Here is a 14,202-nt window from a genome sequence, read left to right as displayed (position 1 = left end):
CGAATCGGTCCCTTTCGTCAGCAGCGGAAGAGGCGGATTTGGTCGCGATCGTCGACCCCGACGAGGATCTGGTGCGCCGCGTGGGTCAGGGCGATCCGGCGGCCGCGCAGACGCTTGTCGCACGCAAGCTGCCGCGCATCCTGGCCCTGGCCCAGCGCATGCTGGGCGACCCGGCCGAGGCCGAGGACGTGGCCCAGGAAACGATGCTGAAGGCCTGGCGGCAGGCGCCGAAATGGACGCCCGGCAAGGCCCGGTTCGACACCTGGCTGCACCGGGTGGCGCTGAACCTCTGTTACGACCGGCTGCGGCGACGGCGCGAAATTCCCACGGACACGCCGCCGGATCGGCCCGACGAAGGGCCGGCGCCGGATCGGGGCCTGTTGGCGGCCGAAACGGGGGTGCGGGTCGATGCGGCGCTGAAACGTCTGCCGGACCGCCAGCGCGAGGCGGTCGTCCTGTGCCATTATCAGGAGCTGTCCAATATCGAGGCGGCCGCCCTGATGGAGATCAGCGTCGAGGCGCTGGAAAGTTTGTTGTCGCGCGGACGCCGCGCACTGCGTCTGGCCCTGGTGGATATGGCCCCAGGGGCGAGTGAAGGAGACGGACGATGAAGGCGGAACGGTTGCACGCTCTGGCGGACGCTTACGGCGCCGACCTGCGTCGGTGGCCCGCGTCCGAACGCGCCTTCGCCGAGACCCTGATCGCAGCTGACCCTTCGCTTCGGGCCCTGCTGGACCAGGCGGCGGCTCTGGACGCCCTGCTGGACGCCTCGCCCGCCCCGACGCCATCGACGGATCTGGCGGCGCGCATTCTGGCCGCTGCGCCGAAGCCTCGGGGCCGTCGATTGCATCTGGACCGGATCGCACTTTATCTCGGCGCCGGCTGGGCGGCGGCGGCCTGCGCAGGCGTGGTCGCGGGCGTGGGCCTGACCACCCATGTCACCGCCAATGAGCGGGCCGATGCGGTCCTGTATCAATCCACCCTGGTCGCGGTGGACGACACGGAGGTTCTGGGATGAGCGGTCGCACCCTGAAGATCGCCCTGGCGGCGTCGGTGGCGCTGAACCTGTTCGCCCTGGGCGCAGGGACGGCCTTTCTGATCAGCCGCGCCAAGGTGGATGAACGGGTCGCCGAACAACGACGCCCCGGCCGTGAAGGCGGTTTCCCCCAACTGATCAGCCGCCTCAGCCCGGAGGCCCGCCGGGAGGTTCGCACCTCGATGCGCGCTGTCGCCCTGTCGGCCCGCCCGGATTTCGAGGCGGCGCGAGAGGCGCGGCGTCAGGCGGTCGAGGCGGCCAAGCAGCCGCAGATGGATCCGGCGCGGGTCCAGGCCCTGCTGGACCAGTCCCGCACGGCCGAGCTGCGCGGCCGGGCGCGCCTTGAGGGCGGGACTATCGCCATGCTGCAAAAACTAGACGTCCAGGACCGGGCGGCCTTGGCCGAGTTGTTGGCCCGCAAGGGACCGGGCGGCGCAGCGCGGGAAGGGCGGGGCGCCGGAAAGTCTCCGCCGCCGCTGCCGCTGTTGGACGCGCCTCCGTCCCCCTGATCTCGCTCCCTCCATTCGTCACTCCTGGGATCGTCCCGAGTGCAGGGCGGTGAACGCGGCTATGCTTTGAAGGTCGTTGCGGCGGCGGGCCAGAGCTTCGGGTGAAGCCCGAGCGACGGGCTTAAGACGCGAGCGCCGCGTCCAGCATCGCCTGCGGGATCGGCATCAGTTTTGGGCCGTCGGTCCAGACCAGGGCGGCCTCGACCGGGCGGTCGGGGTAGAGGCGTTTCAGCACGGCGACATAGACGGCGGCCTGCAAGACATAGGCGGGATCGACCCGGTCCATGGCGTCGGGGGCGGGGCGGTTGGTCTTGTAGTCGATGACCAGGACCCGGTCGGGCGTGACCACCAGCCGGTCGATGCGGCCGTTGATCGCCACGCTGGACGGTCCAGGCAGGGCGCCGGTCAGGGCGACCTCGGCGCGGGAGCCGGGGCCGAAGACGGGGGCGAAGCGGGCGTCGTCCAGCACCGAGAAGGCGGCGGCGATCATTTCGGCGCGCTGGGCCTCATCCAGATCGGTCTCGCGCGCCAGCAGACGCCGCGCGGCGTCGGGGCGGTCGGCGGGCGCGATCTCGGGCAGGCGCTCCAGCAGCCGGTGGATCAGGTCGCCGCGCCGGAACCGGCCCAGGGCGGCGCCGCCGGCCGCGCTGCGGGCCAGAGGCGAGGGGGCGGGGATGCGGATCGACCCCTCCATCCGCGACGGCGCGGCGAAACGGGCGGCGGCGTCGGCAGGGGGCGGGGTGGCGGCCCAGGCGGGCAGCAGGGCTGCGGTCGTGCGGTCTTGGGCGGTCGTGACGGGACGGCGCTCGGGATCGACGCCGAAGCGGCGCACGCCGTTCTCGACCTCGCGCACCTGGTCGCCCGATTCAGCGGCGAGCCGGTCGAAGGTCTCCTCGATCACCGACCACCAGCTGCCGGGCTCGGCGCCCCGGCTGGAGGCGCGGCCCATGACGATGACCCGGTCGCGGGCGCGGGTCAGGGCGACATAGAGCAGGCGCAGGGTCTCGTCGTCGGTGCGGGCCTGGCGCGCCGCGCGGGCGTCCGCCGAGGCGGGGCAGTCGTCCTTGGCCGAGCCGGGGGCCATCAGCCAGGCCTCGCCTTCGTCCTCATCGGTGACGGCGGGCATCAGGGACGGCCCCTGGGCCTTCGCCTTCATGGTGGTGTCGGGCAGGATGACGATGGGCGCCTCCAGCCCCTTGGCGCCGTGGACGGTCATGACGCGGACCTCGCCGCGCGCGCCTTCCAGTTCGCGTTTCACCTCGACGTCGGCGGCCTCCAGCTGGGCGAGGCAGGTCTCCAGGTCGATCGCGCCCCGGTTCTCGGCCGCCAGGACCTGGTTCAGGGTTTCGTCGACGGCTTCTTCCGCCTCGCGGCCTAGGCGGGCCAGGATGCGGGCGCGGCCGGAGCGGCCCGTGTCGTCCACGCGGTTTAGAGCCTGGGAGAAGAAGGCGAAGGGATCGCCGCCGCGTGCATCGACGGCGGCCTGAAGCGCGTCGCGGGCGCGGGTCCATTCGGGGCGTTCGTGCGCCCGGTCGCGCAGGTCGCGCCACAGCTGGCCGGACTTGCGGTTCTCGCGGCCGGCCAAGGCGTAGAGGCCGTCCTCGTCCACGTCGCACAGGGGGCTGCGCAGCACCTCCGCCAGGGACAGGTCGTCGTCGGGGAAGAGGGCGAAACGGGCCAGGGCGATCAGGTCGTCGAAGACGATGTGGCTGGACAGTTTCAGCCGGTCGGCGCCGGCGACGGGCACGCCCTCGGTCTTCAGCGCGCGAATGATCTCTTCGAAGGTGGCGTCGCGGCGGCGGACCAGGACGATGTAGTCGCCGTAGCCGGCGGGGCGGAGCTCACGGGTGCTGCGGTCGAAGACGGCGAGGCCGCTTTCGACCTGACGGCAGATCTCGCGGGCCAGGTCGCGGGCCAGGCGTTTGCGGGCGCTGCCGACGCTTTCCTGATCGACCGGATCGTCCCAGGCGTCGGTCTCGGGCGCGGGCTCGTCGAGGAACAGGGGCCACAGGTCGATGGCGCCGTGCTGGCCGATGCGGGCCGGGATGTGGCGGGCGATGTCGCCCTGGGGGCCGGTCAGGGCGCGGGTGCGGTCGGGATCGGCGAAGACGGCGTCGACGAAGGTCAGAACCTCCTCGGTCGAACGGTAAGAGGTGTTCAGCTCGGGCCCGGCGAAGGGTTCGCCGGCGCCTTCGGCCAGGGCCAGGAACTTCGTACGTTTTTCTCGAAGTTGTTCCGGTCGCGCGCCTTGGAAGGAATAGATCGACTGCTTCTCGTCGCCGACGGCGAAAACGGTACGACCTGATTTCTCGCCCGTATAAAACTCGCCAGTGATGGCTTCGACGATGTCCCATTGGTCGGGCGCTGTGTCTTGGGCCTCGTCGATCAGGACATGATCGATGCCACCGTCCAGCTTGTAGAGAACCCAAGCAGCGGCCGTTTCTTTGGTCAGAAGCGCTGCCGCCTTGGCAACCAGGTCAGGGAAGTCCAGAGCGCCGCGTCGATCTTTGGCGGTCTTGTAGAGGGCCGCGTGGAGCCGTGCCAGGAACATGACCTTGACCGTGTCATCAGCGACCTTGGCCTTCCTCAGAGCCTCGCGGGTGGCGAGGAACTTGGTCTGGAGGTCCAGCAGCCAGCCGACCGCCCCTTGCGGCGCCGACTTGGTGCCCATGCTCTTTCGCGGCTCGCCCGCCTGGGTGCAGAAGACTCCGGCCAGGGCGGCGAACCCGGCGTGGGGCGGGGCGGCCACGCTCATGGCGTCGGCGATCTTGCGGTCGTTGGTCGAACCGGTCTCCATGGCCTCGGCCATGCGGTTCCATTCGGCGGGGTCGATCCAGGCGACGAAGTCGTGTTCCAGCTCTTCGGGGCTGCGGTCGGGTTCGGCGCCGGTCAGGGCGTAGGGATCGGGCGCGGTTCCGGCCTCGGCCCGGTCGATATAGTCCAGCAGGTCGGCGCGCTTGGCCTCGATCATCGACAGCAGGGCCTGGAACCTCTGCCAGTCCAACTCGACGGCGAAATGGCTGTAGGCTTGGCCGATGGGGCCGTCCGGGGCGGCGACAGCGGCGCGGGCCAGGTCCTCGCGCGCGGAATGGCTGAGGGCGGTGGCGGCCTGGTCTTCCAGCACGGTGAAGCGGGGCGAGACCCCGGCTTCCAGCGGGAAGCGGCGCAGAAGTTTTTCGCAGAAGGCGTGGATGGTTTGGATCTTCAGGCCACCCGGCGTCTCCAGCGCGCGAGCGAACAGCTTGCGGGCGCGCGACAGGGCGGCGTGGTCCATCGCCTGCGGATCGCCGTCGTCCAGCCGGGCCAGTTCGCGCGACAAGGCGGCGTCGTCCAGCACGGCCCAGCCGCCCAGCTGGTCGAACAGCCGGGCCTGCATCTCGGCGGCGGCGGCCTTGGTGTAGGTGACGCACAGGATGGCGCCAGGATCGACTTGGTCCAGCAGCAGCCGCGCCACCCGGTTGACCAGGGTGGTGGTCTTGCCGGAACCGGCGTTGGCGGTGACGAAGACGGTCAGGCGCGGGTCGGCCGCGACGATCTGGGGAGAGGGGGCGGTCATTCGCTGTCCTCGCCGTCGCCGATCACCGACCATTCCCAGACGCGGGCCAGATGGTCGTAGTTGCCGCCCTGATTGCCCATGAACTGGGGCGCGGCCCAGGAGACATAGGGGGTGTTCGGGTCGTCGAAGCGGGCGATGCGGCGCTTCAGTCCGTCCAGCGCCGCCTGAGCCAGGTCGGCGGCCTCGGCGCCCGAGGCGCGGGTGATGACCTCGCCCGCCGTCTTGCGCCCGACCACGCGGACATAGGTCAGTTCGTCGGGCGTGACCGGGCCGTTGGTGCGTTCAAACCCGCCGTCGGCCAGGATGGCGGCGGTCAGGGTCAACTGGGGAGCGAAGCCGGACTTGACCTGTTTGGCGGATGGCGCGGCGCCGGTCTTGAAGTCCATCACCGCCGCCCCGTCCGAGGCCAGCTCGATCCGGTCGGCGAAGGCCTTGACGGTGAAGGGGCCGGCGGGGCCGTCGAAGGTCATGGCGCCCTGCTGCTCGACCAGGATGTCGATGCCCCGCGCGCGACGGCGGCGCTCGAAATCGGTCAGCCAGCGGGCGCAGTTGCGAGCGAGCGGCGCCTCGCGCGCCATGGCCGCATCCTCGAACCCCCGTGCGCCCAGTTCACGCAGCAGATGGTCGTGCAGGATGGCTTCGCAGTCATCGGGCAGATCGTCGGGCCAGTCCAGGGTCAACCGTTCGATGGCGGCGTGGACGGCGTTGCCACGGGCGAGCGCTTCGGCAGAAGCGCCGGGACGCTCCATCGCCTCGAGCCCCAGCACCCACAGGGCGTAGATGGCGTAGGGGTCGCGCACCCAGCGTTCGATGCGGGTGACATAAAGGCTGCGGGGGCGGCGATGCACCGGCGGGCGGGGCTCGGGCCGTTTGGCGAAGCGCGGCGGGCCGGGCGGGGGCGCGTCCAGGGCGCGGGTCCAGTCCAGAACGGTGCGGGGGCGGGGCAGCTCGACCGGCGTCTCGACGGAATGGGCGCCGCGCGTCAGCATCTCCAGCCGCCACAGCCAGCGGGAGCGGACGGCCGGCTGGCCGCCGCGCCGTTCGCTGTGGACCAGGATGACTTCGTCGGCGCAGGCGGCCTGGACGAAGTCCTGGGCCGTTTGACCCAGGCGGCGCTCGGGCGGGGGCAGGCCCAGGGCCTTGCGCATCGGGCGCGACAGGAAGGGGTCGGTCGGGGCGGCCTGGGGCCAGACGCCTTCTTCTAAGCCCGCCAGGATCATCCGGTCGGCGCGCACCAGCCGCGCCTCGATAGCCCCGAGGATACGCAGCGACGGATGGGTAGCGCCGCCTGTGCGGACCACGGTCTCGCGCACCAGGGACGTGGTCAGCTCGGCCAGGTCGGCTCGGTCGATACGGCCCAGCGAGGCCCCGCCCTCGATCAGGCCAGACAGAAGGGCGGCTGCGGCCTCGCCGTCGGGGCCGGCCCAGGCGTCCTGGCCGGCCAGGGTCTCGATCAGGCGCGTCAGGGCCGAGGCGGCGACGTTCAGGTCGGCCCCATTTCGCTCGGTCTGGGGCAAGAAGACGGCGGTCGCGGCCTCGATGGCGGTTTGCAGACGCTCGACAAGGCGGGTGGCGGCCGACAGGCGTTCCCGTTTCCACTCGGGCGGGGCCTTGCCGCGCCGGTCGGGTTCGACCGCCTCGAGCAGGCGACGGCGGATGGCGGCGAAGTCGCGCGGGCGAGGACCGCGCAGGGCGTGTTCCTCCAGCGCGGTGACGGCGGCGGCTTGAGGGGCGTCGCCTAGGTCGAACCGGACCAACGGATGTTTGACGATCGCCAGCAGCAGATGGGGCTGGACCGGATCGGCGATCCAGCGGGCGCACAGATCGACCAGGGCGCCGGCGGGCAGGCGCGACAGGGGGGCGCCGGCCGAGGAATCGGGGATGACGCCCCAGCGTTCCAGCCGGGCGGCGACGCGGCGGCCCAAGGCCTGATCGGGGGTAACGAGGGCGCAGGTCTTGCCGGGCGTCTCCAGCGTCTCGCGCATCATCAGGGCGATGGCGGCGGCGGCTTCCTCCTCTGCGCGGACGGTCAGCAGGGACAGGCCCTGAAGCCCTTCGGCGATAGGGTCGCGGGCCTCGCCGCGCGCGGCGGCGGTCGAGCGGAGGTCGCGGATGGCGCGGCGCCAGTCGTCGGTGGCCTCGGCGGGGCGCAGGGCCTCGTTGACCAGCCGCTGGCGGGCCTGGCCGCGGGCGAGGGCGGCAGGCGGCTGGGGCGGGGCGAACCAGGGGCGGACGGCTTTGCGGGGGATGTCGCAGCGGTCCAGCAGTCGTTTCATCGCGCTTTGCGGATGCTGTTCGTCCAGGCGGTCCCAGACCGTCTCATCCAGATCGAGGTCGAGGCCGGGCAGGACGACGCAGCCCAGCGGCGCCCTGGCCACGGCCTTCAGCACGTCGCCGGCGGCAGGGACGGTGCCGGTGGAACCCGCGGCGATGACAGCCTGAGTCGGGGGCGTATGGTCCCACAGTTCGGCCAGGCGTCTCAGCAGGGTCGCGCGGCGCCAGGCGGGATCGACCAGGCCCAGCTCAACCAGGCGTTTGGGCCAGGCGGTGACGGCGAGGCCCAGGAACTCGGCTGACCGTTCCCAGTGTTCGGCCATTTCGCCGTCCACCAGTGTGGCGATCCGTTCAGGGTTCTGGACTTCTTCCAACTGACAGGAATCGAGGAAGCCGCCGAGCGCATCCGCCAGATCCAGGGCCCGCATCGGCGTCAGGCCGCTGTCGAACTGTTCGACGATCATCCGCGCCATCTCGAACCGGCGGGTCAGGGCGGGGATGGCGGGCGGCAAGTCGAGGCCGAGGGCGCCGGGGGTGAAGGGCGGCTCGTCCTCCTCCAGATCGCCCAGCGGACGGACCTGGGGCAGCAGGATGGGGCGGCCCTGCGAGAGTTTCGACAGGGCGCCGGTGAAGGCGCGGGCGGCGCGCCGGTTGGGCAGCAGGATGGTGGCGTCGGACAGGGTCTCGGGCGGCAGATCGCCAAGCCAGGCCAGGACGCCGGCGGCCAGGTCTTCAAGGAAAGGCCGGTGGGCGGGTATGGCGTACCAGCGGGGGCTGGACGCCGTGAAAGGATCGAACGCGCTCACGCGTCTCCCGCCAATTTCGCCTCGGCCTGATCCCGCGCCTGGGGATCGCCGACGTGCATCCAGTCGCCGTCCAGGACGCATCCGTAGAGGCGGCCTTCGGCGGCGGATTTGCGCCACAGGGGGCTGAGGGAGAAGGGGCCGTCGGGGCCGTGGTCGGCGTATCCGGGGCGGGTGATGTGGACGCCCATATAGGCGAAGGGGGCGGACGGGGCGTCGCCGCGGAAGGTCAATCTCCCATCCTCGGCCAAGAAGAAGTCGCCGTCGCCCTCGAAGCCGACGGAGCCCTCGCGGCGGGCGAGCAGCAGGGCGGCGTCCATCGTGTCCGGGTTCCACAGGCGGACGAGGTCCGCCAACGCATCGCCCCGGTCGAGCCAGACGCTGTCGATATTGGCGACGAAGATCGGATCGTCGCCCAGCAGGGGACGGGCCTTCTTCAGGCCGCCGCCGGTCTCCAGAAGTTCGGCCCGTTCGTCGGAGATGAGGATGCGGGGGCCGCGTCCGCGCGCGGCCAGATGGGCTTCCAGGCGGTCGGCGAACCAGTGGACGTTGACCACGGCCGTCTCGACGCCGGCGTCGGCCAGTCGGTCCAGCACATGGTCGATCAGGGCGCGGCTGGCCACCTCGACCAGGGCCTTGGGCCGGTCGTCGGTCAGGGGACGCATGCGGGTGCCCAGGCCGGCGGCCAGCACCATTGCGGTCTTGGGAGCGGTCATGCTCGCACCTCGGCCGGGACGTGGCGGTCAAACCAGCGGGCGACAGGCGCCAGGGCCGGCTGGTTCAGATTGGCGTTCAGATGCCGCCACATGCGCGGCAGGAACTGATGATAACGGGGCTTGCCGTCGCGGGCGATCAGCCGGGCGAAGATGCCGATGATCCGCGCCTCGTTCAGGGCGGCGAGCCCGGCGTAGTCGGCCATGAAGGCGGCGCGGTCCACCTGGGGCCGCAGGGCGAAATAGCGGTCCAGGGCCTCGGCCTCCAGCGCCGGCGACACGTCGCGGCGGGCGTCTTGAAGCAGGGAGTGCAGGTCCCAAGACGGGTGGGCGCGGACCGCGTCCTGGAAGTCGATCATGCCGACGCGGGCAGGGCCCTCGCGCTCGGGCAGCCAGATCAGGTTTTCGGCGTGATAGTCGCGGTGGGCCATGACCGAGGCCCCGCCCGCGCCCGAAGCGACCAGGGGCGCCCAGGCCTCGCGCCACGCCGTCACGGCGGCGGCGTCGAAGGCGACGCGGTCGTCCAGCCTGGGCAGCCAGTCGACGAACAGATCCGCCCCGCCCTGAAGCGCCGTCTCGTCATAGGTCAGCAGGGGCCAGTCGCCGCCGGGGCCGTGCAGGGTCTGCGGCGGGCTCCCGGCCTCGTGCAGGGCCGCCAGGGCCTCGATAGCGGTCAGATACAGCGGCGTCTCGTCGGCGCCGTCCTCGATCACGCGGGCGAACAGGGCGTCGCCGAAATCTTCCAGCACGGCCAGGCCGTTCGGGGCGTCCAGGGCGGGAATCTCGGGCGCGGACAGGCCCAGCGACTTCAGATGGGCGGCGACGGCGGCGAAAGCCTCAATCCGTCCGGCGGACAGGCGCGCGACGGCGTTCCACCCGGCGGCCTGACGCTCGGCCGGGGTCCAGGCCGGATCGGCCGGCGGGCTCTCGGCGGCCGGGGCCTGGTCCATCAGCATCAGGCTGGCGCCGCCCGGCGTGGTCAGCCGCTCGTAGCGCCGCGTCGAGGCGTCGCCGGGCAAGGGGGCGCGCGCGGCCGCAGCCAGGCCGGCGCCCTTCAGGAAGTCGAGGCGAAGCTGTTCGCGGTCAGAAACGGACATGGTCGATCAGGCCTTCCCACCGGCCTGCGCCGGAAACGGTCGCAACACGGCCATCGCCGTGTTCGGAAATTTCGATGACCAGCCGGTCCGGCCCCAGGAACCGCTCGGGCGCCTCGCCCAGACGCTCGGGCCATTCGATGATGGCGCAGCCCTCGTCCAGGGCCTCGTCCAGGCCGATCTCGAAGGCCTCTTCCGGCCGGGTCAGGCGATAGAGGTCGAAATGGGCGACGGGCGGGTCGGATTCATAGAACTGGACCAGGGTGAAGGTCGGGCTGGGCACGTCCTCGTCCGGCGTGGTCAGGGCGCGGATCAGGCCGCGCGCCAGGGTCGACTTGCCCATGCCCAGCGGCCCGTACAGCAGCAGGCTGTCGCCGGGCTCAAGCAGAGGGGCGACGATCTGGCCCAGACGGGTGGTGGCCTCGGCGTCGGGGAGTTCGATCTTCATGGGAACACCGCGTCGGGATCGGCAGCCAGGGTGCGTTCTGTGAAATGTTTCAGGGCCACGGTGGCTTTTACGGCGTCCACGTCCAGCCGCTCGGGCGGGATGGGCTGACCGACCCCAACGCCGAAGGGCTTGCCCGCCTTGTTCAGCAGTTCGTGGAACAGGGTGACGTCGCGCAGTTCCTGCGAGACCTTGTCGAACAGGTGGAACAGCCGACTGTAGGGGCCGGTTACGTGCATGGGAATGACCGGGGCGGCGTATTTGCGCGCCAGGGAGGCGGCGGTGGGCGCCCATTCGGGATCGGTCAGGACGCCGTTCTTCTCGCGGGCCAGACGGCCGGCGGGGAACATGACGACGCAGCGTTCGGCCTCGAAGGCGTCCCTGGCCGCGTTCAGGGTGGCGCGGGTCTTTTCGCGGGTGCGTTTGTCGTGGACCCATTCGACCGGGATGACCGTCTCGGCCAGTCGCGGCGAGACGCGCAGGGCGTCGGCGTTGGCGAAGAAGATGGCGTCCGGGCGGCGCTGGCGGACGGCGTCATAGACCGCGACCCCATCGGCGATGCCGGTGGGGTGATTGGCGACCACGACGCACCGGCCGGTCGCGGGTAGACGGTCCAGATGGGCGGTAGAGACCTTCAGGCTGAGCAGGTCCGAGACGTGGTCCAGGGTTTCAGCGCCCGACCGGTTCTGGATGGCGTCGGCCATCCGCACAGCCGCCCTGTAGTTCAGCATGGAATACAGGGCCGGCCGCACGACCGGCCAGAAGGGAGAGGCGGTCAGACGCGGGGCGCGCTCGGCGATGAGGTCATCGACGATATGGGGCGAACGACGAACGGGAAGGGGGGCGGAATTCATGGACGACCGCTTGTCGCCGGTTCGGCGAAAGGGAGCAAGCCTACCAGAGGCGCGCCACGCCGAAGCTGTCGAACACCTGCTCATTGGAGACGATCGTCAGGTTGTTGATCAGGCCCTGTGCGATCAGCAGCCGGTCGAACGGGTCGCGGTGCTCGCCCGCCATCCGGCCGGCCAGGCTTGCTTCCTGCCAGCTCACGGGCAATTCGGCGAAGGCCTCGTTTTGCATGACTTGAACAAAGTGCTCGGCCAGAACTTGGCCGTTGGGGAGTTTGCCGATGCGGTATTTGATGGCGATCTCGATAGCAGAGACGCTGCTTGCGAAGACGGTTTCAGCATTTCGGATCGCATGGCGCGCCGTCTGCGACAGCCGTTCGTTGTCCCAAACCCACCACATCAAGGCATGGGTATCGAGCAGGATATTCAATCGCCGCGCCCTTCCCAGAGGCGAAGTTCGTCTTCGGGGAGCGGGTCGAAGAAGCTGTCGTCAAACCCCCCGATGCCCTTCAGCCGACCCGGCTTGCGTTCAGGCTTCGCGGCCGGTTCGAAGGGCACAATCCGTACTGCGGGCTTGTCGCCGCGCGCAATGACGACCTCTTCGCCGCGTTCGGCGGCGGCGATCAGTTTTGAGAGATGGGTCTTGGCGTGGTGGACGGTGACAGTGGTCATGTCGCGCTCCTTGGTCCAAGCAGCTTAGCTAACTTCTGAGCCGTCAGCAACTTTCGCCTGGCGAACGGTGGTGCTACGCCTCGCCGCTGCGAGTTTTGCGAGGAATGCCCCATGCGCCACCGTTCTCTCCTGTCCGCCGCCTGCGCGGCGGTCGCTCTGATGAGCGCCGCTCCGGCTCTGGCCCAGGTTCCGCCCGCGCCGGTTCCGGCTGCGCCCGCGACGCCCGACGCCTTCACCTATCGCGACATGATCACGGCCAACCGGCTGGGCGATCCGCAGGTGTCGCCGGACGGCCGCTACGTCGTTTATTCGGTGACGACGACGGATGTGGAGGCGAACCGTCGCGCCGGCAGCCTATGGATGCTGGATCTGGAGACGCCGGACGTGGCGCCGCGCCGGCTGGCCATCTCGGACCAGGGCGCGAACACCGCGCGCTGGGGCGGGGACGGCAATCTGTATTTCTTGTCGGGCAAGTCAGGCGCCAGCCAGGTCTGGCGGGTGGCGTCTCCCACGGCGACGCCGGTGCAGGTGACCAATCTGCCGCTGGACGTGAACGCCTATCGCATCAGCCCGAGCGGCGACAAGGTGGCTGTGTCGCTGGCCGTCTATCCGGATGCGGCCGACCTGAACGCCTCGGTCGAGATGGGCAAGGCTGTGGCCGAGCGGAAAACGACCGGCCAGGTTTATGACCGGATGTTCGTACGCCACTGGGATACGTGGAACGACCACACCCAGAACCATCTGTTCGTCCAGTCGATCGGCCGGAACGGCCAGGCGACCGGAAACCCGGTCTGGGTGACCAAGGGCTTCGATGGCGACACCCCGTCCAAGCCGTTCGGCGACGAGAGCGACTTCGTTTTCACCCCCGCAGGGGATTCGGTCGTCTTCTCGGCGCGTCTGGCCGGCAAGACCGAGCCGTGGAGCACCAATTTCGACCTGTGGAAGACCAACGGCCTGACTGGCGACGGAACCTTCTCGAACCTGACGCCGGACAATCCGGCTTGGGACGCGGGTCCGGTGTTTTCGCCGGACGGCCGGACCCTGGCCTACCGCGCCATGGCGCGGCCCGGTTTCGAGGCCGATCGCTACCAGATCGTGCTGATGGATGTGCAGTCGGGCCAGAAGCGCGAGATTGCGTCGAACTGGGACCGTTCGGCCGACACCCTGCAATGGTCGCGGGACGGCCAGACCCTGTACACGACCGCCGGGGACGTCGGTTCGACCAAGCTATTCGCGGTGGACACGCGCAACGGCGTCGTGACCCCGGTCACCGGCCCCGGCCACGTCTCGGCCTTCCAGCAGACCCCAGCGGGCTTCGTCTTCGCCCAGGACAGTCTGAAGTCGCCCAGCGATCTGTATTTCAAAACCTATCTGGGCCGTGAAATGCCGCGTCGCCTGACCCAGGCCAACCCGGCCCTGGAGGCCAAGGCCTTCGGCGAATACGAGCAGTTCAACTTCCCCGGCTGGAACAATGAGACGGTGCACGGCTATGTCATCAAGCCGGTCGGCTATGAGGAAGGCAAGAAATACCCTGTCGCCTTCCTGATCCACGGCGGGCCGCAGGGTTCGTTCGGGGACGGCTGGTCCTATCGCTGGAACCCCGAGACCTACGCCGGGGCGGGCTATGCGGTGGTGATGATCGATTTCCACGGTTCGACCGGCTACGGCCAGGCCTTCACCGACGCCATCAGCCAGCACTGGGGCGATCGTCCGCTGGAGGACCTGCAGAAGGGCTGGGCCGCGGCGCAGCAGAAGTATGATTTCCTGGACGGCGACAACGCCTGCGCCCTTGGCGCGTCTTACGGCGGCTATATGATCAACTGGATCGCCGGAAACTGGTCGGATGCGTTCAAATGCCTGGTCAACCACGACGGCGTCTTCGACACCTTCGGCATGGGCTATTCGACCGAGGAGCTGTGGTTCACCGAGTGGGAATACGGCGGCACGCCGTGGGACAAGCCGGAGGGCTATCAGAAGTTCAACCCGGCCAACCATGTCGAAAACTGGAAGACGCCGATGCTGGTGGTCCAGGGCGACCTGGACTTCCGCATTCCGACCGCCCAGGGCCTGTCCACCTATGCGGCGCTGCAGCGTCGGGGCATCGACAGCCGCCTGATCGTCTTCCCGAACGAGAACCACTGGGTGCTGAAGCCGGCCAACAGCCTGCAATGGCACAATGAGGTGTTCGGCTGGCTGAACAAATACCTGACCCCGGCCCAATAGGTCGGGTCATCTCCAGAACGAAAGAGGGG

The 14,202-nt window shown here is 69.9% G+C and carries 12 protein-coding genes; 4 read left to right on the top strand and 8 right to left on the bottom strand.

What is annotated here, in order from left to right; all coding sequences use genetic code 11:
• Positions 1-38 precede the first annotated feature (38 nt).
• The 3 genes from ACW170_RS01800 to ACW170_RS01790 are packed head-to-tail and all read left to right on the top strand — an operon-like array spanning position 39 to position 1,545.
• On the top strand, positions 39-611 hold the full coding sequence (locus ACW170_RS01800) for an RNA polymerase sigma factor (RefSeq protein ID WP_492088002.1): 573 nt from the start codon (positions 39-41) through the stop codon (positions 609-611).
• Positions 608-1,018: a hypothetical protein gene (locus ACW170_RS01795; RefSeq protein ID WP_492088001.1), complete on the top strand. Its 411-nt coding sequence runs from the start codon at positions 608-610 to the stop codon at positions 1,016-1,018. The genes ACW170_RS01800 and ACW170_RS01795 overlap by 4 nt, the downstream gene beginning before the upstream one ends.
• On the top strand, positions 1,015-1,545 hold the full coding sequence (locus ACW170_RS01790) for a periplasmic heavy metal sensor (RefSeq protein ID WP_492088000.1): 531 nt from the start codon (positions 1,015-1,017) through the stop codon (positions 1,543-1,545). Before ACW170_RS01795 ends, ACW170_RS01790 begins: the two co-directional genes overlap by 4 nt.
• A 121-nt stretch (positions 1,546-1,666) precedes the next feature.
• Here the strand turns inward: ACW170_RS01790 and addA are convergent, their stop codons facing one another.
• From addA to ACW170_RS01750, 8 genes are read right to left on the bottom strand one after another with little or no spacing between them, the layout of a single operon-like run.
• Positions 1,667-5,101 (bottom strand): double-strand break repair helicase AddA, encoded by a 3,435-nt coding sequence (gene addA, locus ACW170_RS01785; RefSeq protein ID WP_492087999.1) that lies wholly within the window; start codon positions 5,099-5,101, stop codon positions 1,667-1,669.
• Positions 5,098-8,181 carry a double-strand break repair protein AddB gene (gene addB / locus ACW170_RS01780; RefSeq protein WP_492087998.1) on the bottom strand — a complete coding sequence of 1,028 codons (3,084 nt, stop codon included), beginning with the start codon at positions 8,179-8,181 and terminating at the stop codon, positions 5,098-5,100. The genes addA and addB overlap by 4 nt, the downstream gene beginning before the upstream one ends.
• Complete coding sequence (gene murU, locus ACW170_RS01775) at positions 8,178-8,894, bottom strand: N-acetylmuramate alpha-1-phosphate uridylyltransferase MurU (protein WP_492087997.1); 717 nt, start codon at positions 8,892-8,894, stop codon at positions 8,178-8,180. The genes addB and murU overlap by 4 nt, the downstream gene beginning before the upstream one ends.
• A complete protein-coding gene (gene amgK / locus ACW170_RS01770; RefSeq protein WP_492087996.1) occupies positions 8,891-9,988 on the bottom strand; it encodes an N-acetylmuramate/N-acetylglucosamine kinase AmgK in 1,098 nt (365 codons plus the stop codon). The genes murU and amgK overlap by 4 nt, the downstream gene beginning before the upstream one ends.
• Positions 9,975-10,433 carry a tRNA (adenosine(37)-N6)-threonylcarbamoyltransferase complex ATPase subunit type 1 TsaE gene (gene tsaE / locus ACW170_RS01765; RefSeq protein WP_492087995.1) on the bottom strand — a complete coding sequence of 153 codons (459 nt, stop codon included), beginning with the start codon at positions 10,431-10,433 and terminating at the stop codon, positions 9,975-9,977. Before tsaE ends, amgK begins: the two co-directional genes overlap by 14 nt.
• Positions 10,430-11,284, bottom strand: coding sequence for a GNAT family N-acetyltransferase (locus ACW170_RS01760; RefSeq protein WP_492087994.1), 855 nt, complete (start codon positions 11,282-11,284; stop codon positions 10,430-10,432). Before ACW170_RS01760 ends, tsaE begins: the two co-directional genes overlap by 4 nt.
• Positions 11,285-11,324: 40 nt before the next feature.
• Positions 11,325-11,708 (bottom strand): type II toxin-antitoxin system VapC family toxin, encoded by a 384-nt coding sequence (locus ACW170_RS01755; protein ID WP_492087993.1) that lies wholly within the window; start codon positions 11,706-11,708, stop codon positions 11,325-11,327.
• On the bottom strand, positions 11,705-11,950 hold the full coding sequence (locus ACW170_RS01750; protein ID WP_492087991.1) for a type II toxin-antitoxin system Phd/YefM family antitoxin: 246 nt from the start codon (positions 11,948-11,950) through the stop codon (positions 11,705-11,707). Before ACW170_RS01750 ends, ACW170_RS01755 begins: the two co-directional genes overlap by 4 nt.
• A gap of 111 nt (positions 11,951-12,061) precedes the next feature.
• Here ACW170_RS01750 and ACW170_RS01745 point away from each other — a divergent pair, with 111 nt between their 5' ends.
• Positions 12,062-14,173 carry a S9 family peptidase gene (locus ACW170_RS01745; RefSeq protein ID WP_492087990.1) on the top strand — a complete coding sequence of 704 codons (2,112 nt, stop codon included), beginning with the start codon at positions 12,062-12,064 and terminating at the stop codon, positions 14,171-14,173.
• Positions 14,174-14,202: the final 29 nt, after the last annotated feature.

Source organism: Brevundimonas sp. FV2ps16, from assembly GCF_058681075.1.
This window is presented reverse-complemented; position numbering and strand designations above follow the sequence as displayed.

What these genes read in the sequence shown, in the direction of transcription:
- ACW170_RS01760 (WP_492087994.1), bottom strand. Translation starts at nt 11,284, where the DNA reads ATGAATTCCGCCCCCCTTCCCGTTCGTCGTTCGCCCCATATCGTCGAT.
- ACW170_RS01790 (WP_492088000.1), top strand. Translation starts at nt 1,015, where the DNA reads ATGAGCGGTCGCACCCTGAAGATCGCCCTGGCGGCGTCGGTGGCGCTG.
- amgK (WP_492087996.1), bottom strand. Translation starts at nt 9,988, where the DNA reads ATGTCCGTTTCTGACCGCGAACAGCTTCGCCTCGACTTCCTGAAGGGC.
- ACW170_RS01750 (WP_492087991.1), bottom strand. Translation starts at nt 11,950, where the DNA reads ATGACCACTGTCACCGTCCACCACGCCAAGACCCATCTCTCAAAACTG.
- ACW170_RS01795 (WP_492088001.1), top strand. Translation starts at nt 608, where the DNA reads ATGAAGGCGGAACGGTTGCACGCTCTGGCGGACGCTTACGGCGCCGAC.
- ACW170_RS01745 (WP_492087990.1), top strand. Translation starts at nt 12,062, where the DNA reads ATGCGCCACCGTTCTCTCCTGTCCGCCGCCTGCGCGGCGGTCGCTCTG.
- tsaE (WP_492087995.1), bottom strand. Translation starts at nt 10,433, where the DNA reads ATGAAGATCGAACTCCCCGACGCCGAGGCCACCACCCGTCTGGGCCAG.
- addA (WP_492087999.1), bottom strand. Translation starts at nt 5,101, where the DNA reads ATGACCGCCCCCTCTCCCCAGATCGTCGCGGCCGACCCGCGCCTGACC.
- murU (WP_492087997.1), bottom strand. Translation starts at nt 8,894, where the DNA reads ATGACCGCTCCCAAGACCGCAATGGTGCTGGCCGCCGGCCTGGGCACC.